The 17856-nt window shown below is 71.4% G+C and carries 15 protein-coding genes; 14 read left to right on the top strand and 1 reads right to left on the bottom strand.

All coding sequences use genetic code 11. The features are described 5' to 3' along the window. Positions 1–62: 62 nt before the first annotated feature. The 7 genes from OHB04_RS06230 to OHB04_RS06200 all read left to right on the top strand — a co-directional run bounded on the left by OHB04_RS06230 (position 63) and on the right by OHB04_RS06200 (position 7120). Entirely contained in the window at positions 63–1850 is a 1788-nt protein-coding gene (locus tag OHB04_RS06230; protein WP_326692610.1) for a DUF5941 domain-containing protein, read from the top strand. Next, positions 1847–2584, top strand: a complete 738-nt coding sequence (locus tag OHB04_RS06225; RefSeq protein ID WP_326686679.1) for a phosphocholine cytidylyltransferase family protein — start codon at positions 1847–1849, stop codon at positions 2582–2584. Before OHB04_RS06230 ends, OHB04_RS06225 begins: the two co-directional genes overlap by 4 nt. Continuing rightward, positions 2572–3633, top strand: a complete 1062-nt coding sequence (locus OHB04_RS06220) for an iron-containing alcohol dehydrogenase family protein (protein ID WP_326686678.1) — start codon at positions 2572–2574, stop codon at positions 3631–3633. Before OHB04_RS06225 ends, OHB04_RS06220 begins: the two co-directional genes overlap by 13 nt. Further along, complete coding sequence (locus tag OHB04_RS06215; protein ID WP_326686677.1) at positions 3611–4390, top strand: CDP-alcohol phosphatidyltransferase family protein; 780 nt, start codon at positions 3611–3613, stop codon at positions 4388–4390. The genes OHB04_RS06220 and OHB04_RS06215 overlap by 23 nt, the downstream gene beginning before the upstream one ends. Before the next feature lie 17 nt (positions 4391–4407). Continuing rightward, positions 4408–5280, top strand: coding sequence for a glycosyltransferase family 2 protein (locus tag OHB04_RS06210; RefSeq protein ID WP_326692609.1), 873 nt, complete (start codon positions 4408–4410; stop codon positions 5278–5280). 66 nt (positions 5281–5346) lie between these two features. Continuing rightward, positions 5347–6291 (top strand): ABC transporter permease, encoded by a 945-nt coding sequence (locus tag OHB04_RS06205; protein ID WP_326686676.1) that lies wholly within the window; start codon positions 5347–5349, stop codon positions 6289–6291. Beyond that, complete coding sequence (locus OHB04_RS06200; protein WP_326686675.1) at positions 6278–7120, top strand: ABC transporter ATP-binding protein; 843 nt, start codon at positions 6278–6280, stop codon at positions 7118–7120. The genes OHB04_RS06205 and OHB04_RS06200 overlap by 14 nt, the downstream gene beginning before the upstream one ends. A gap of 93 nt (positions 7121–7213) precedes the next feature. Here the strand turns inward: OHB04_RS06200 and OHB04_RS06195 are convergent, their stop codons facing one another. Beyond that, positions 7214–9430, bottom strand: a complete 2217-nt coding sequence (locus OHB04_RS06195) for an MMPL family transporter (RefSeq protein ID WP_326806979.1) — start codon at positions 9428–9430, stop codon at positions 7214–7216. 122 nt (positions 9431–9552) lie between these two features. Between OHB04_RS06195 and OHB04_RS06190 the strand changes: the two genes are divergently transcribed. The 7 genes from OHB04_RS06190 to OHB04_RS06160 all read left to right on the top strand — a co-directional run bounded on the left by OHB04_RS06190 (position 9553) and on the right by OHB04_RS06160 (position 17855). Next, a complete protein-coding gene (locus OHB04_RS06190; protein ID WP_326686673.1) occupies positions 9553–10275 on the top strand; it encodes a TetR/AcrR family transcriptional regulator in 723 nt (240 codons plus the stop codon). 262 nt (positions 10276–10537) lie between these two features. Then, on the top strand, positions 10538–11440 hold the full coding sequence (gene hpnC, locus OHB04_RS06185) for a squalene synthase HpnC (RefSeq protein ID WP_326806978.1): 903 nt from the start codon (positions 10538–10540) through the stop codon (positions 11438–11440). Positions 11441–11448: 8 nt separating this feature from the next. After that, complete coding sequence (hpnD, locus tag OHB04_RS06180; RefSeq protein WP_326806977.1) at positions 11449–12411, top strand: presqualene diphosphate synthase HpnD; 963 nt, start codon at positions 11449–11451, stop codon at positions 12409–12411. Positions 12412–12501: 90 nt separating this feature from the next. Continuing rightward, complete coding sequence (gene hpnE / locus OHB04_RS06175) at positions 12502–13962, top strand: hydroxysqualene dehydroxylase HpnE (protein WP_326686670.1); 1461 nt, start codon at positions 12502–12504, stop codon at positions 13960–13962. Continuing rightward, entirely contained in the window at positions 13949–15121 is a 1173-nt protein-coding gene (locus OHB04_RS06170) for a polyprenyl synthetase family protein (RefSeq protein ID WP_405806504.1), read from the top strand. Before hpnE ends, OHB04_RS06170 begins: the two co-directional genes overlap by 14 nt. Positions 15122–15186: 65 nt before the next feature. Further along, positions 15187–17187: a squalene--hopene cyclase gene (gene shc, locus OHB04_RS06165; RefSeq protein WP_326806976.1), complete on the top strand. Its 2001-nt coding sequence runs from the start codon at positions 15187–15189 to the stop codon at positions 17185–17187. Continuing rightward, on the top strand, positions 17187–17855 hold the full coding sequence (locus tag OHB04_RS06160; protein WP_326686668.1) for a phosphorylase family protein: 669 nt from the start codon (positions 17187–17189) through the stop codon (positions 17853–17855). Before shc ends, OHB04_RS06160 begins: the two co-directional genes overlap by 1 nt. The last annotated feature ends 1 nt before the right edge of the window (position 17856 follow it).

Raw genomic sequence — 17856 nt, 5'->3', positions numbered from 1 at the left:
GCCCGCTGCCCTAGTTGTCCCCCCTTGCGCGGGTATGCCAGCTTCCAAGGAGTGAGTTCGTTCTGTCGACCGCCATTCTCACCGGTCCGCCGGTCGCCGGGTCGTCGCTGGAGGACGACCTGCGGTCGCTCGGCTTCGACGTGCGCGTGGCCGCCGACGCGGCCTCGGCCGCGGCGCAGCTCACAGCAGCGGCAGCCGACGAACGCCTCGCCCTTGTCGACCCCCGCTTCGTCGGCCACCAGCACGCCCTGCGTCTGGCGCTGAAGGACCCCCGCTTCGACGCCGCCGCCCTCCCGGGCGTGCTCGGGCTCGCCCCCGGGACACGGCGGACGCTGCCCGAGGGCCTGGCCGGCGGCCCCGAGGAGGCGGCGCACGCACTGGAAGCCGCGGGCGTGGCGGTCCACCGTCCCGAACTGGGCGTGCTGGTCGCCACCGTCCCCGACGGTGAGGCGGCGCGCGCGGAGGCCGAGTCCGCCGTGACGGCCGTGGACGACGAGCGGGTGCGGCTGCGCTCGGCCGTGAAGTCCCGTGACGGCTTCTTCACCACCTTCTGTATCAGCCCTTACTCCCGCTACCTCGCCCGCTGGTGCGCCCGCCGGGGTCTGAGCCCCAACCAGGTCACCACGGCCTCGCTGATCACCGCGCTCATCGCCGCGGCGTGCGCGGCGACGGGGGAGCGGGGCGGCTTCGTCGCGGCCGGGGTACTGCTGATCGCCTCGTTCGTCCTGGACGCCACCGACGGCCAGCTCGCCCGCTACGACCTGCAGTACTCGAAGCTGGGCGCCTGGCTGGACGCCACCTTCGACCGCGCCAAGGAGTACTCCTATTACGCGGGCCTCGCGCTCGGCGCTGCACGGGGCGGCGACGACGTGTGGGCGCTGGCGCTCGGCGCGATGCTGTTGATGACGGCGCGGCACACCGTCGACTTCTCCTTCAACGAGGCGAACGCCGGAGGCCCGGCCACGGGCACCAACACCAGTCCCACGGCGGCGCTTTCGGGTCGGCTGGACAGCGCCGGCTGGACCGTGTGGGTCCGGCGCATGATCATTTTGCCGATCGGCGAGCGCTGGGCGCTCATCGCGGTGCTGACGGCCGTGACCACGCCGCGTATCACCTTTGTCGTCCTGCTGATCGCCGGCGGCTTCGCGGCCTGCTACACCACGGCGGGACGGCTGCTGCGCTCGCTGACCCGCAGGGCGCCGCGCACCGACGCCGCCGCCGAGGCCGTCGGCGCGCTGACCGACAGCGGCCCGGCCGCGCAGCTGTGTGCCCGGGCACTGCGCGCCGTGCGCCTGCCGCGCTTCGGTGCGCCCGCCGTAGCCCTGCTCGCCACCGCGGTGATTCTCGCCACCGCGTGGGCCACCCCGCTCGGCGGGCCGTGGCCGGTGCTCGCGGCGGTGCTGTACATCCTGTGCACCGGCCTTGCCCTCACGTCCCCCCTCAAGGGCCCCCTGGACTGGCTGCTCCCGCCCCTCTTCCGTATAGCGGAATACGGCGCCATCCTCGTGCTCGCGGCCAGGTCGTCCGCCGACGGCGCGCTTCCTGCGGCTTTCGGGCTGGTCGCGGCGGTCGCCTACCATCACTACGACGCGGTGTACCGCATCCGCGGTGGCACGGGTGCGCCCGCGCGATGGCTGGTGCGGGCGGTCGGTGGACACGAGGGCAGGACCCTGGTGGTCACGATCGCCGCCGCCCTGTGGCTGGGTGGAAACAGCCACACACAAGGCTTCATTTTCGCGCTGACCGCGCTCGCCGTGGTCATCGCGGCCCTGGTGCTCACCGAGAGCATCCGTTTCTGGGTGTCCTCCCAAGCACCCGCTGTACACGACGAAACAGGAGAACCCGCATGATCGGCCTCGTGCTGGCCGCCGGCGCCGGACGGCGTCTGCGTCCCTACACCGACACCCTGCCCAAGGCCCTGGTGCCCGTCGATGGTGAGACCACCGTCCTGGACATCGCCCTGTCCAACTTCGCGGAGGTCGGGCTGACCGATGTCGCGGTCGTCGTGGGCTACCGTAAGGAGGCCGTCTACGAGCGGCAGGCGGAGCTGGAGGCCAAGCACGGCGTCAAGCTCACCCTCATCGACAACGACAAGGCCGAGGAGTGGAACAACGCCTACTCCCTCTACTGCGCCCGTGAGGTCTTCAAGGAGGGCGTGCTGCTCGCCAACGGCGACACCGTGCACCCCGTCTCCGTCGAGAAGACCCTGCTGGACGCGCGCGGGAGCGGCCAGCAGATCATCCTCGCCCTCGACACGGTCAAGGACCTGGCCGACGAGGAGATGAAGGTCGTCGTCGACCCCGACAAGGGCGTCCAGCGCATCACCAAGCTGATGGACCCCGCCGAGGCCACCGGCGAGTACATCGGCCTCACCCTCATCGAGGCCGAGGCGGGCGCCGAGCTGGCCGACGCGCTCAAGGCCACCTTCGAGAAGGACCCGCAGCTCTACTACGAGGACGGCTACCAGGAGCTGGTCAACCGCGGCTTCAAGGTCGACGTCGCCCCCATCGGCGACGTCAAGTGGGTCGAGATCGACAACCACGACGACCTCGCCAAGGGCCGGGAGATCGCATGCCAGTACTGACCCGCCTCATTCCGTCTCCGGTCGTCGTGGACATCAGCCGCGGCGCGCTGGACGACCTGGCGGGCCTGTTGGCCGATCAGCGGATCTCCACCAACGGGAAGCTCGCCTTCGCCATCAGCGGGGGCTCGGGTGCCGCACTGCGTGAGCGGTTCGCGCCCGAGCTGCCCAACGCCTCGTGGTACGAGGTCGGCGGCGGCACCATCGACGACGCGATCAAGCTGGGCGACGCGATGAAGTCCGGCCGCTACGACGCCGTCGTCGGGCTGGGCGGCGGCAAGATCATCGACTGCGCGAAGTACGCGGCGGCCCGCATCGGCCTCCCGCTGGTCGCCGTCGCGACAAACCTGTCGCACGACGGACTGTGCTCGCCGGTCGCCACCCTCGACAACGACGCCGGGCGCGGCTCCTACGGGGTGCCCAACCCGATCGCCGTCGTCATCGACCTCGACGTCATCCGCGAGGCCCCCGAGCGCTACATCCGCTCCGGCATCGGCGACGTCATCTCCAACATCTCGGCCGTCAAGGACTGGGAGCTGGGGCACGAGGTCTGCGGCGAGGACATCGACGGACTGGCGGCAGCCATGGCGCGCCAGGCCGGCGAGGCGATCTTGCACCATCCGGGCGACGTCAGCGATGACGGCTTCCTCCAGGTGCTCGCCGAGGGCCTGGTGCTCACCGGGATCTCCATGTCGGTCGCCGGGGACAGCCGTCCTGCCTCCGGTGCCTGCCACGAGATCAACCACGCCTTCGACCTGCTCTTCCCCAAGCGCGCGGCACCGCACGGCGAGCAGTGCGGACTCGGTGCCGCCTTCGCCACGTATCTGCGCGGGGACAAGGACACGGCGAAGCTGATGGTGGAGGTGCTGCGGCGCCATCACCTGCCGGTGCTGCCGCAGGACATCGGCTTCGACCCCGACGAATTCGTCAAGGTCGTCGAGTACGCCCCCCAGACCCGCCCCGGGCGGTACACGATCCTGGAACACCTCGACCTGTCCACCGACCAGATCAGGGACGCGTACGCGGACTATGCACAAGCCATCGGTAGCTGAACTGCGGCCGGTCGTTCATCCCGCAGGGGTGAAGGACCGGCGAAGCGGTGAGCACTGGGCCGGCCGGCTCTACATGCGCGAGATCTCGCTGCGGATAGACCGGCACCTGGTGAACACCAGGGTCACGCCCAACCAGCTGACGTACGTGATGACCGTCGCCGGAGTCCTCTCCGCACCGGCCCTGCTGGTGCCGGGGATCCCCGGAGCGGTCCTCGGTGCGGTGATGGTCCAGCTCTACCTGCTGCTCGACTGCGTCGACGGCGAGGTGGCCCGCTGGAAGAAGCAGTTCTCCCTCGGCGGGGTGTACCTGGACCGGGTCGGCGCCTACCTGTGCGACGCGGCGGTGCTGGTCGGCTTCGGTCTGCGCGCCGCCGACCTGTGGGGCGGGGGCCGGGTGGACTGGCTGTGGGCCTTCCTCGGCACCCTCGCGGCGCTCGGCGCCATCCTGATCAAGGCGGAGTCCGACCTCGTCGGTGTCGCCCGCCACCAGGGCGGGCTGCCGCCGGTCCAGGAGTCGGCCTCCGAGCCCCGCTCCTCCGGCATGGCGCTGGCGCGCAAGGCCGCGGCGGCGCTGAAGTTCCACCGGCTGGTCCTCGGGATCGAGGCGTCCTTGCTGATCGTCCTGCTGGCGGTCGTGGACGAGGTCCGTGGCGATCTGTTCTTCACCCGGCTCGGCGTCGCGGTCCTGGCGGGGATCGCGATCCTCCAGACGCTGCTGCACCTGGTGTCCATCCTCGCCTCCAGCAGGCTCAAGTGACGGGGGGCGAGGGGAAGATGCGACTCGGTGCCGTCGTCCTCACCATGGGCAACCGCCCCGAGGAACTGCGCGCTCTGCTCGACTCGGTCGCCAAGCAGGACGGCGACCCGGTCGAGGTCGTGGTGGTGGGTAACGGCGCGCCGTTGCCGGAGCTGCCGGAAGGTGTACGGACGGTCGAGCTTCCGGAAAACCTCGGCATCCCCGGCGGGCGCAATGTCGGGATCGAGGCGTTCGGCCCCTCGGGCGCCGAGGTGGACGCGCTGCTCTTCCTGGACGACGACGGGCTGCTTCCCTCCTCCGACACCGCCGAACTGGTGCGCGAGGCGTTCGAAGCCGACCGGAAGCTCGGCATCGTCAGCTTCCGTATCGCCGACCCGGAGACCGGCGAGACCCAGCGCCGCCACGTCCCGCGGCTGCGCGCCTCCGACCCGCTGCGCTCCTCGAAGGTCACCACCTTCCTCGGCGGCGCCAACGCCGTGCGCACCCGCGTCCTGGCCGAAGTCGGCGGTCTGCCCGAGGAGTTCTTCTACGCCCACGAGGAGACCGACCTCGCGTGGCGCGCCCTCGACGCGGGCTGGGGCATCGAATACCGCGCCGATATGGTGCTGCACCACCCCACGACGGCGCCGAGCCGCCACGCGGTCTACCACCGGATGGTGGCCCGCAACCGAGTGTGGCTCGCGCGGCGTAACCTCCCGGCAACCCTTGTGCCCGTATACCTGGGCGTATGGCTGTTGCTCACTCTCGCCCGCCGCCCCTCGCTGCCCGCGCTCAAGGCGTGGCTGGGCGGATTCAAGGAGGGCTGGACCACGCCGGCCGGGGCCCGCAGGCCCATGCGGTGGCGTACGGTATGGCGTCTGACGCGGCTCGGACGCCCTCCCGTGATCTGACAGGCTCGTATCTGAGAGCATCAGCTCCGGATCCACTTGCGCAGTGTGAGGACGAAAGTTTCCAACGTGAGCGAGACAACCCACGACAGTGCCGTCGGCGTGACCCCTCCGCCGTCGCCGGACGACAGTCTGACCCCGGCCGAACTCGCGGCCAAGTACGGCCTGTCGGTGAGCGGAGCACGCCCCTCGCTGCCTGAGTACACGCGGCAGCTGTGGGCGCGGCGGCATTTCATTCTCGCCTTCTCCCGGGCGAAGCTGACGGCCCAGTACAGCCAGGCGAAGCTGGGCCAGTTGTGGCAGGTGGCCACTCCGCTGCTGAACGCGGCGGTGTACTTCTTCATCTTCGGAATCCTGCTCGACAGCCGCCGGGGCGTCCCGGGCGGTGACGAGAACTACATCCCCTTCCTGGTCACCGGGGTGTTCGTCTTCACCTTCACCCAGGCCTCGGCGCTCAACGGGGTCCGGGCCGTCTCTTCGAACCTGGGGCTGGTGCGCGCGCTGCACTTCCCGCGCGCCTCGCTGCCCATCTCGATCTCGCTCCAGCAGCTTCAGCAGCTGCTCTACTCGATGATCGTGCTGGCCGTCATCCTGCTCGGGTTCGGGCAGTTCCCCACCTGGTCATGGCTGTTGATCATTCCCGCGCTGGCCTGCCAGTTCGGGTTCAACACCGGTCTGGCGCTCATCATGGCCCGGCTGGGCAGCAAGACCCCCGACCTGGCCCAGCTCATGCCCTTCATCACCCGGACCTGGATGTACGCGTCCGGCGTGATGTTCCCGCTGCGGCACATGCTGGAGAGCAGGGCGGGCGCACCGGGGTGGGTGACCGACATCATGCTGGCCAACCCCGCCGCGGTGTACATGGACCTCATGCGTTTCGCGTTCATCGACGAATACCCCGCCAGTGAGCTGCCGCCCCACGTGTGGGCGCTCGCCCTGGGCTGGGCCGTGCTGGTCGGGGTCGGCGGATTTGTTTTCTTCTGGAAGGCGGAGGAGCGTTATGGCCGTGGCTGAGCACACCGAGCAGAGCGGTGCCGCCGCCTCCGGCAAGAAGACGGAGGCGGAGGCCGCGCAGACCCCGGGCCCCTGGGTGCCCACGGTCATCGCCGAGGACCTGCACATCGTCTACCGCGTCTACGGTGGATCCAAGGGCAGGGGCAGCGCCACGGCGGCCCTCAACCGCATCGTGCGCCGTAAGCCGGGCAGCGGCATGCGCGAGGTGCACGCGGTCAGGGGCGTCAGCTTCACCGCCTACAAGGGCCAGGCCGTCGGCCTGATCGGCTCCAACGGCTCGGGCAAGTCCACGCTGCTCAAGGCCATCGCCGGCCTGCTGCCCGCCGAGAGGGGCAAGGTCTACACCGACGGCCAGCCCTCGCTCCTGGGCGTGAACGCGGCGCTGATGAACGACCTGACCGGCGAGCGGAACGTGGTCCTGGGCGGACTGGCGATGGGCATGACCCGGGAGGAGATCGCCGAGCGCTACCAGGGCATCGTCGACTTCTCCGGCATCAACGAGAAGGGTGACTTCATCACCCTGCCGATGCGCACCTACTCCTCGGGCATGGCCGCCCGGCTGCGCTTCTCGATCGCCGCCGCCAAGGACCACGAAGTACTGATGATCGACGAGGCGCTGGCCACCGGCGACAAGAAGTTCCAGAAGCGCTCCGAGGCCCGCATCCGCGAGCTGCGCAAGGAGGCGGGTTCGGTCTTCCTGGTCAGCCACAACAACAAGTCCATCCGCGACACGTGCGAGCGGGTGCTGTGGCTGGAGAAGGGCGAGCTGCTGCTCGACGGCCCGACCGAGGAAGTGCTCAAGGAGTACGAGAAGTTCACGGGCAAGTAGCAGGTCCGCAGCACAGCGCGTGGCCCGCACTCCGGCGAGAGCCGGGAGTGCGGGCCACGTCGCGTGCGGCGTCCGCGCGGGGGCCGGAGCGGATCAGACCCCGGTGGGCGTATGGTGCCGGTCCTTCCCGTCGGTCTCCCCGTCGGCCTCCTCGGCCCCGCTCTCGCTCAGGCCCGCCTTCGCGTGCAGCCGGCGCAGGGGCCCTGGCGCGTACCAGGCGGTGCGGCCCAGCAGTCGCATCGCCGCGGGCACCAGCACCCCGCGCACCGCGACCGCGTCGATCAGGATCGCCAGCCCGCTGCCCAGACCGAACATCTGGATGAAGCTGACATTGCCGGTGACGAAGGCGAAGAAGCTCACCGCCAGCAGCCCCGCCGCCATGGTCACGATCCGCCCGGTGCGCGAGAGCCCGCCGACGACCGCCTCGTGATCGCTCGCCCCCGCGTCGTGCAGCTCCTTGATGCGGCTGGTCACGAACACCTCGTAGTCCATGGACAGCCCGAAGACGATGCAGAACATCAGCACCGTCATGGAGGTGTCCATCGGCATCGCGGTGAAGCCCAGCAGCGAGGAGAGGTGGCCGTCCTGGAAGACCCACACCATCGCGCCGATGGCGGCGGTCAGGCTGATGCCGTTGAGGACCAGGGCGCGCAGCGGCTGGACGACGCTGCCGGTGAACAGGAAGAGCAGCACGAACGTCGAGCCCACGATCCAGGCGACGGCCGCCGGCAGCTTGTCACCGATGGACGCCTTGGAGTCGATCAGCGCCGCGTCCCTGCCGCCGACCAGCGTGTCCGTGCCGGGGCCCGGCAGGTCGCGGATCTCGCGCACCAGGTCCTGTGCTTTCTCGGAGGCGGGCGTCAGCTTGGTGGTGACCGACATCCGGTGCACGCCGTGCTCGCTGAACCCGGCGTGCGCGGCGCCGGGGGCCCGCACCGAGCGCCCCTCGGCGTAGGTGCCGGTCGCCGCCTGGACGCGGACGACGCCGTCCAGCCGGGAGATCTTCCGCGCGTAGTCCGCCACGGCGCCGTCGGCGGCCCGTCCCTCGGTCACGACCTGGACGCCCGCGGACTCGTTGCCGGCGAAGTCGTGCTGGAGCGCGGTGGAGACCTGCCGGCTCTCGGCGCTCTCGGGCAGTACCCGCTCGTCGGGCGAGCCGAAGTTGGCGCCCAGCAGCGGGCTGGCGGCCAGCAGCAGCACGGCCAGCACCGGCAGCGCGGTGAGCGCGGGCCGCCGCATGACCGTACGCGCCAGCCGCCCCCACAGCGGGGCCTCCGGCTTGCGCACGGCGTCCGCCCACGGCAGCCGGCCCTTGTTGACGCGGTGTCCCAGCACGGCGAGCAGCGCGGGGACGATGAAGAGCGCGGAGAGCGCCGCGATGAAGACGACGCCGATGCCGGCGTAGGCGAACGAGCGCAGGAAGTACTGCGGGAACAGCAGCAGCGCCGCGAGCGCCGCCACCACGGTGGAGGCCGAGAAGAGGATGGTGCGGCCCGCCGTGCGCACCGTCGTGCGAAGGGCCACCGCGATCTCGTCCCCCGCGCTCAGCCGCTCCCTGAAGCGGCTGACCAGCAGCAGGCCGTAGTCGATGCCGAGCCCGAGGCCGAGCGCGGTGGTGAGGTTGACGGCGAAGACCGAGACGTCGGTGATGCTGCCGATCACGTACAGCTCGGCGAAGGTGCCCAGGATGGCGACCAGCCCGATGGCCAGCGGCAGCAGAGCCGCCACCACGCTGCCGAAGGCGATGATCAGCAGAATGAGGGTGACGGGCACGGCGATGGACTCGGCCACCGCGAGGTCCTTGGAGACCTGGGCGTTGACCTGCTCGTTGAGCGCGGCACCGCCGCCGGCGCGCACGGAGACCGCGCCCCGCTCACCGCTCCACTTGTCGGTGATGTCTTTGACCGTCTCGGTGTCCTCCTCGTCGACGTGGGCGAGGACCAGCGCCTGGGTGCCGTCGCGGGAGGTGAGGGCCGAGCCGCCCGGGGCCCAGTAGGAGGCGACCTGGGTGACGCCCTCCTGGGATTTGAGCCCCTTGGTCAGCTCGGTGCCGGCCTTCTTGGCAGCGGGTGCGTCGAGCTTGCCGCCCTTGGCGCGGACGAGCAGGACGAGGTTGTCCTCGCCGTGGAAGGTGTCGTCTATGACGGTGGCCGCCCGCGAGCTGGGCGAGTCGGGGTCGTCGAACCCGCCGCCCTTGAGCTGGCCGAAGGCGCCGAAGCCGATGGCGGCCAGCCCGACCGCGGCGAGCAGGGAGAGCAGCAGTACCACGCGGGCCCTGCGATGGGTGAGGTCGGCGATGCGTCGGAGCACTATGTGATCCCCCGGGAAATCGGATGTGGGTGGCGCGCACGGCGGACGCGCCTATGTTGACGCCGTAAACTTGATACTGGCAGCAGATGTTAATGACGTCAACATAGGGCAGGATGGGGGACATGGAGGCGAACAGCAGGGCGACGGGTTCCGAAGCGGGCGACGACGGAGAGGCGGGCGGCGACGGAGACGCGGGCCGCCCCGCCCGCAAGAGCAAGAGCGGCTACCACCACGGCGACCTGCGCAACGCGCTGATCCATGCCGCCATCGAACTGGCCGTCGAAGGCGGCCCGGATGCTGTGGTGCTGCGCGCCGCGGCCCGGAAGGTGGGCGTCTCGGCCACGGCCGCCTACCGCCACTTCGACGGTCAGGGTGAACTCCTCCACGCCGTCAAGGAGCACGGTCAGCAGCGGCTGGTCGAGCGCATGGAAGCCGGGGGCCGGGAGGTCGACGGCGACGGCCCCGAGGCGGCGCAGGAGCGGGTGTTGGCGCTGGGCCGCAGCTACATCCGCTTCGCCCGGGAGGAGCCGGGGCTCTACCGCACCGCCTTTTGCCCAGAGTCCCCGGCCCGGATCACCTTCACCGCCGAGGACGGGCTGGGTGCCCCGGAGCTGTGGGAGGCCCGTTCGTTCGAGATGCTCATCGAGACCCTGGACGAACTGGTCGCCGCCGGGGTGATGTCCCGGGAGCGCAGACCCGGCGCCGAGGTGAGCGCCTGGGCCACGGTGCACGGCCTCGCGATGCTGCTCCTCGACGGCCCGCTCGACATGCTCGCCGGTGAGCAGGTCCATTACCTCATCGAGCGGGTTCTGCGCGACATCCTCGCGGGGCTGACCGCGCCCTGACGGGCTGTCGGTTCCCGTCCCGCCCGCGCGTTCCCGGGCTCTCCGGTACCGGCGGATTCGGCTGGGTCACCCCCCGCACGAGTGGTTGATGTACGGCGTAAGCTGTTTCGGTGCTGATTCGCGGCAAGTCGGGCGGAGCAGCCCAGGGAACCCGTGCCGCCGGCTGGATCCGCAGGCCGGCGAGCGCGGCGTGTCCGAAATAGGATGTTCTGGCGCAGCGGTGTAGAAACGGAGATGTGACGGCAATGGCCATGGGCAGCACGTGGTGACCGCGGAGGAGGACGCGCACACGCGCGCTGTGCTCTCCCAGGCCAAGACGGAGAACTTCCCGGTGGCACCCCGCTTCCTCCCACGTGAGTGGCGGAACGACCTGATGGCCGTCTACGGCTTCGCCCGTCTCGTCGACGACATCGGCGACAGCGACCTGACCTCCGGTCCCGCCCACGCGGCCCACCTGGGGCTGCCCGCCGACCAGGCGGACGACCCCCTCGCGATGCTCGACGCGTTCGAATCCGATCTGCACCGGGTCTTCGCCCCCGCCGGACCGGAGCCCGGTCACCCCCTGCTGCGCGCCCTCGTCCCGACCGTGCGCGGGCGCGCCCTGTCGCCCGAGCCGTTCCTCGCGCTGATCGAGGCCAACCGACAGGACCAGAAGGTCCGCCGCTACGCCACCTACGCCGAACTCCTCGCCTACTGCGAGCTGTCGGCGAACCCGGTGGGTCACCTCGTGCTCGCGATCACCGGCACCGCCACCCCCGAGCGGGTGCGGCTGTCGGACGCGGTGTGCACCGGGCTCCAGATCGTCGAACACCTCCAGGACGTCGCGGAGGACCTGGCCAGGGACCGCGTCTACCTGCCGGCCGAGGACATGGACCGCTTCCGGGTCGGCGAGGGCGACTTGGCGGCACCCACCGCGAACGCCTCGGTGCGAGCCCTTATCGCCTTCGAGACCGAGCGCGCCCTGGGCCTGCTGGACGAGGGCACGCCGCTGGTACGCAGCGTGCACGGCAGGCTCAGGCTGCTGCTGGCGGGCTTCACCGGCGGGGGCCGGGCCGCGGCCGGCGCCCTGCGGGCCGCGCGATACGACGTACTGGCAGGGGCTCCCCGGGCGGGTGCGCTGAGCGTGGCGCGCGAGTCCTGGGCGAGCCTGCGAGGAGAGGGGTGACCGGGAGCATGGACCGAACGGACGGAGCCGGAGCCAGATCCGCGCAGCAACTGCCCCCGCAGGTGGCGGCTGCCTACCGGTACTGCGAGGCCGTCACAGGACAGCAGGCCCGCAACTTCGCCTACGGCATCAGGCTGCTCCCCGCACCCAAGCGCCAGGCCATGTCGGCGCTCTACGCCTTCTCCCGCCGCGTGGACGACATCGGCGACGGCGCGCTGGACACCCCGGCGAAGGAGACCCGCCTGGAGGAGACCCGCGAGCTCCTCGCCCGCGTCCGGGAGCGCGAGGTCTCCTGGGACGACACCGACCCGGTCGCCGTCGCCCTCAGCCACGCGGCGGGAGGCTTTCCGATCCCGCTCGCGGGACTCGACGAACTGATCGACGGCGTGCTGATGGACGTGCGAGGTGCCACCTATGAGACCTGGGACGACCTGAGGGCCTACTGCCGTTGCGTGGCGGGCGCCATCGGCCGTCTCTCGCTGGGAGTCTTCGGCACCGTGCCGGGCGCACGGGAGGCCACTCACGCCCCCGAATACGCCGACACTTTGGGGCTCGCCCTGCAACTGACCAATATTCTCCGGGATGTGAGGGAAGACGCGGACAACGGACGCACGTACCTTCCCTTGGAGGATCTCGAAAAATTTGGCTGTGCTGCGGGCTTTCACAGCGATACGGTGCCGCCCGGTGCTGACTTCACGGGACTCGTGCACTTCGAAGTGCGACGCGCACGCGCGCTGTTCGCCGAGGGATACCGCCTTTTGCCGATGCTCGACCGCCGCTCGGGAGCCTGCGTCGCCGCGATGGCCGGGATCTACCACCGGCTGCTGGACCGTATCTCCGCCGATCCCGCCGCCGTGCTGCGCGGGCGGGTCTCGCTGCCGGGACACGAGAAGGCGTATGTGGCGGTGCGCGGCCTCTCCGGCTTCGACGCGCGGATGGTGTCACGGCAGGCGCCGCGGCGGGGCGCCTGATGGCCTACCGCCGGGCAACCCGCGGACCAGGTCCGGCGTCCCAGCGGACACGGACCACACCGATCAGCTGGACCCAGGGGAGGAGCGCACATGACGGCGGACGAAGTGCGGTCCGGTGAGCCGCGGGGAAGGGCCCGGCGCGCCGTAGTCCTCGGCGGCGGCCTCGCCGGGACGACCGCCGCGCTGCGGCTGGCCGAGGCGGGCGTGGAGACCACACTCGTCGAGACCCGCCCCCGGCTGGGCGGCCTCGCCTTCTCCTTCCGCCGCGACTCGGCCGCCGGTGAACTGACCGTCGACAACGGCCAGCACGTCTACCTGCGCTGCTGCACCGCCTACAGCTGGCTCCTGGACCGGGTCGGCGGCGCCGGGCTCGCACCCCTCCAGGAGAGGCTGGACGTGCCTGTCCTGGACGTCGGCGGCGCGCGGCCACGGCTGGGCAGGCTGCGGCGCACCGCGCTGCCCGTGCCCCTGCACCTGGCCGCGAGCCTCGCCACCTATCCTCACCTCTCGCTCGCCGAGCGGGCCTCGGTCGGGCGGGCCGCGCTGGCGCTGAAGGGCCTCGACCCCGCCGACCCGGCGCTCGACGGCATCGACTTCGGCACCTGGCTGCACCGGCACGGCCAGTCGGAGCGCACCATCGAGGCGCTGTGGGACCTGGTGGGCACCGCGACCCTCAACGCCCGCGCCCCGCAAGCCTCCATGGGGCTGGCCGCGATGGTCTTCAAGACCGGGCTGCTGTCCGAGCCGGGCGCCGCCGACATCGGCTGGGCCCACGTCCCGCTCGGCGACATCCACGACGTGCTCGCCCGCGCCGCCCTGGACAAGGCGGGAGTGCGCACGCTGCTGCGCACCCGGGCCCGTAGCGTGACCCCGGCGGGGGAGGGCGGCGGATGGCGCGTGGCGGTCGATCAGGGGCCCGACGGAGCCGAGGAGCTGGAAGCCGGAACGGTCGTGCTGGCCGTACCGCAGCGCGAGGCGCACGGGCTGCTGCCCGACGGCGCGCTCACCGACCCGGGCCGGCTGCTGGACATCGGCACGGCACCCATCCTCAACATCCATGTGATCTACGACCGTAAGGTGCTGCGGCAGCCCTTCTTCACCGCGCTCGGCACCCCCGTCCAGTGGGTCTTCGACCGCACCACCGCCTCCGGTCTCACCGGGCGCGGGCAGTATCTGGCGCTCTCGCAGTCGGTGGCGCACGAGGAGATCGACCAGCCGGTCGCCACCTTGCGCGAGCGCTATCTCCCCGAGCTGGAGCGGCTGTTGCCCGCAGCCAGGGGCGCGGGGGTGCGCGACTTCTTCGTCACGCGCGAGCGCACAGCCACTTTCGCGCCCTCCCCGGGCGTGGGCCGGCTGCGCCCGGGGGCGCGCACCTCGGCTCCCGGCGTCTACCTGGCCGGCGCGTGGACCGCCACGGGGTGGCCCGCGACCATGGAGAGCGCTGTACGCAGCGGAGTGACAGCGGCGCGCGAGGCCCTCGTCGCGCTGGGCCGTCCACACGCGAAGGACCCGGTCCCCGGTATTGAAGGAAGGGCCCATGAGCACCACTGACGCAGCCACCCCGGCCAGTACAGCCAGCACGACAGCACCGCACAGAGGAGACCCTGTGACCCCGGCCAAGCAGCATCTCGTGGATGAGGGCGGCGCGAGCACCATGGGCAAGGCAGCCGACAACAAGAGCGTGAGCGCCCTGCTGGAGCGCGGGCGCACGCTCGCCACGCCGGTGCTGCGCGCGGCCGTCGACCGGCTGGCACCCCCGATGGACACCGTGGCCGCCTACCACTTCGGCTGGATCGACACCGAGGGGCGCCCCTCGGCCGCCGACGGCGGCAAGGCCGTGCGCCCCGCGCTCGCGCTCCTGTCCGCCGAGGCCGCCGGCGCCGTGCCCGAGACCGGCATCCCCGGCGCCGTCGCGGTGGAGCTGGTGCACAACTTCTCGCTGCTGCACGACGACCTCATGGACGGGGACGAGCAGCGCCGCCACCGCGACACGGTCTGGAAGGTGCACGGCCCCGCCCAGGCCATCCTTGTCGGCGACGCGCTGTTCGCCCTCGCCGGCGAAATACTGCTGGAGCTGGGGACGCCCGAAGCGGGCCGGGCCACCCGCAGGCTGACGCGTGCCACCCGCAGCCTCATCGACGGCCAGGCCCAGGACATCTCCTACGAACACCGTGACCAGGTCACCGTGGAGGAGTGCCTGGACATGGAGGGCAACAAGACCGGCGCGCTGCTGGCCTGCGCCGCCTCCATCGGGGCCGTGCTCGGCGGCGCCGACGACCGCACGGCCGACGCGCTGGAGTCCTACGGCTACCACCTGGGCCTCGCCTTCCAGGCCGTCGACGACCTGCTCGGCATCTGGGGCGACCCGGAGGCCACCGGCAAGCAGGCCTGGAGCGACCTGCGGCAGCGCAAGAAGTCCCTGCCGGTCGCCGCCGCGCTGGGCTCCGACGGCGAGGCCGCGGCCCGGCTGGCGAAGCTGATGGCGGCGGACTCGAAGAAGAGCCAGGCGGAGTTCGAGGACTTCGACGAGGCGGAGTTCGCCGAGCGGGCCGCGCTCATCGAGCAGGCGGGCGGCCGGGAGTGGACCTCCCAGGAAGCGCAGCGCCAGCACACCACGGCCATCGCCGCGCTCGACTCCATCGACATGCCGGGCAGGGTGCGGGAGCAGTTCGCCGCGCTCGCCGACTTCGTCGTCGTACGACAGCGGTGACACGCCCGTCGGGCTGTTGATATCCGATCGGTTCGAACTCTCGGAGCACTTCGGAAGGAGAAGGGATGACAGCCACGACGGACGGACCAGCGGGCCCCGGCGTCTCCGGAACGAAGCACACGGAACGCGCCTCGCCCGTGCGGGTCTCCCACGACCAGGAGAGTCTGACCGCCCAGGCGGAGCGGATCACGGCCCGCGCCGTCGAGCACCTGCTGGCGCGCCAGGACGACGCGGGCTGGTGGAAGGGCGACCTGGAAACCAACGTCACCATGGATGCCGAGGACTTGCTGCTGCGCGAGTTCCTCGGCATCCGTGATGAGAAGACCCTGCGTGCCGCCGCCCGGTTCATCCGCTCCCAGCAGCGCGAGGATGGCACCTGGGCCACCTTCCACGGAGGGCCGGGCAACCTGTCCACCACCGTAGAGGCGTACGTCGCGCTCAAGCTCGCGGGCGACGACACCGAGGCCCCCCACATGACGCGCGCCGCCGAGTGGGTGCGCGAGCACGGGGGAGTGGCCGGCAGCAGGGTCTTCACCCGTATCTGGCTCGCGCTGTTCGGCTGGTGGCGCTGGGAGGACCTGCCGGAGCTGCCGCCGGAGATCATCTACCTCCCGAAGTGGTTCCCGCTCAACATCTACGACTTCGGGTGCTGGGCCCGCCAGACCATCGTCCCGCTCACCGTCGTCTCCGCCTACCGGCCCGTCCACCCGGCGCCGTTCAGGATCGACGAGCTGCACCGCGACCCCGCCCGCCCCCTCCCGCGCTCGCCGATGGCACCCGCCACCACCTGGGACGGGGCCTTCCAGCGCATCGACCGCGCCCTGCACGCCTACCGCAAGGTCGGCTCGCGCAGGCTGCGCCGCGCGGCCCTGCGCGACGCCTCCCGGTGGATCATCGAGCGCCAGGAGAACGACGGCTGCTGGGGCGGCATCCAGCCGCCCGCCGTCTACTCCCTGATCGCGCTGCGGCTGCTGGGATACGACCTCGAACACCCCGTCATGAAGGCCGGACTCGCCTCGCTGGACCGCTTCGCGATCTGGCCCGACGAGGAGACCCGGATGGTCGAGGCGTGCCAGTCCCCGGTCTGGGACACCTGCCTGGCAGCGATCGCGCTCGCCGACGCAGGGCTGCCCAGCGACCATCCGGCACTGCTCAAGGCCGCCGACTGGATGCTGGGCGAGCAGATCGTCCGGCCCGGCGACTGGTCGGTACGCCGCCCCCAACTGCCGCCCGGCGGCTGGGCCTTCGAGTTCCACAACGACAACTATCCCGACCTCGACGACACCGCCGAGGTCGCCCTGGCGCTGCGCCGCATCAAGCACCCCGACCCCGAGCGCGTGGACCGCGCCGTCGCGCGCGCCGTGCGCTGGAACCTGGGCATGCAGTCCAGTGACGGCTCCTGGGCGGCCTTCGACGTCGACAACACCAGCAAGTTCCCCAACCGGCTGCCATTCTGCGACTTCGGCGAGGTCATCGACCCGCCCTCGGCCGACGTCACCGCGCACGTCCTGGAGATGCTCGCGGCCGAGGGCATGCAGCACGACCCCCGCGCCCGTAAGGCCCTCGCCTGGCTGCTGGCCGAACAGGAGGCCGACGGATCCTGGTTCGGCCGCTGGGGTGTCAACTACCTCTACGGCACCGGCTCCGCCGTCCCCGCGCTCGTCGCCGCCGGGCTCCCCGCCTCCCACCCCGCCATCCGGCGCGCGGTCGGCTGGCTGGAAAGCGTCCAGAACGACGACGGCGGCTGGGGTGAGGACCTGCGCTCCTACATCGACAGCGAATGGGCCGCCAACGGCACCTCCACCGCATCGCAGACCGGCTGGGCGCTGATGGCGCTGCTGGCGGCCGGGGAGAAGGAGAGCAAGGCCGTCGAGCGGGGCATCGGATGGCTCGCCGAGACCCAGCGCGAGGACGGCTACTGGGACGAGCCGTACTTCACCGGCACCGGCTTCCCCTGGGACTTCTCCATCAATTACCACCTGTACCGGATGGTCTTCCCCGTCACGGCCCTCGGTCGCTATCTGCACGGGGACGGACTGGGGCGCCTCGCGGGGCGTGACGCCTGATGGAGGGCCCGGGAGCCCCAGGACCGCTGCTGATCGCCTGCGCGCTCGGTATCGAGCACCTCGCGCTGCGCCGCGGCCTGGGCCGACCGGGTCCGGCGCCGGGCGGCGACGGCCACGGCGGCACCGGACACGTGCGGCTGCTGCGCAGCGGCATGGGCCCCCAGGCCGCCCGGCGCGCCGTCACCGGCGCACTTGAGGGCGAGGCGGTGCGGGGCGGCACCGCTGTGCTGGCCACCGGATTCTGCGCCGGGCTCGCCTCCGGCATGCGCCCCGGTGACCTCGTGGTCGCCGACGAGACCCGCGACGCCTCCGGGCACACGCCCTGCACCGGCACCGAGCTGCTGGCCGCGGCCCTCGCGCCGTACGGCACCGTCCATACGGGGCCCCTGGCCGGCAGCGACCACGTCGTGCGCGGCGCCGAGAGAGCCGCGCTGCACAGCACCGGAGCCATCGCCGCCGACATGGAATCCGCCGCCACCTTGGGCGCCGCCGCCTCGGGCACGGCACGACGCCCGGTTGCGGCCGTACGGGTGGTGGTGGACGCTCCGGGACATGAACTGATCCGCGTCGGGACACTGCGGGGTGGAATATCGGCATTCCGCGTCCTTCGCGGTGTCCTGCCCGCATTCCTTGAATGGCACCGATCCCTGCTGCTCCCCTGGAGGTGAG

The organism is Streptomyces sp. NBC_01775, assembly GCF_035917675.1.
GTDB lineage: Bacteria > Actinomycetota > Actinomycetes > Streptomycetales > Streptomycetaceae > Streptomyces.
This window is presented reverse-complemented; position numbering and strand designations above follow the sequence as displayed.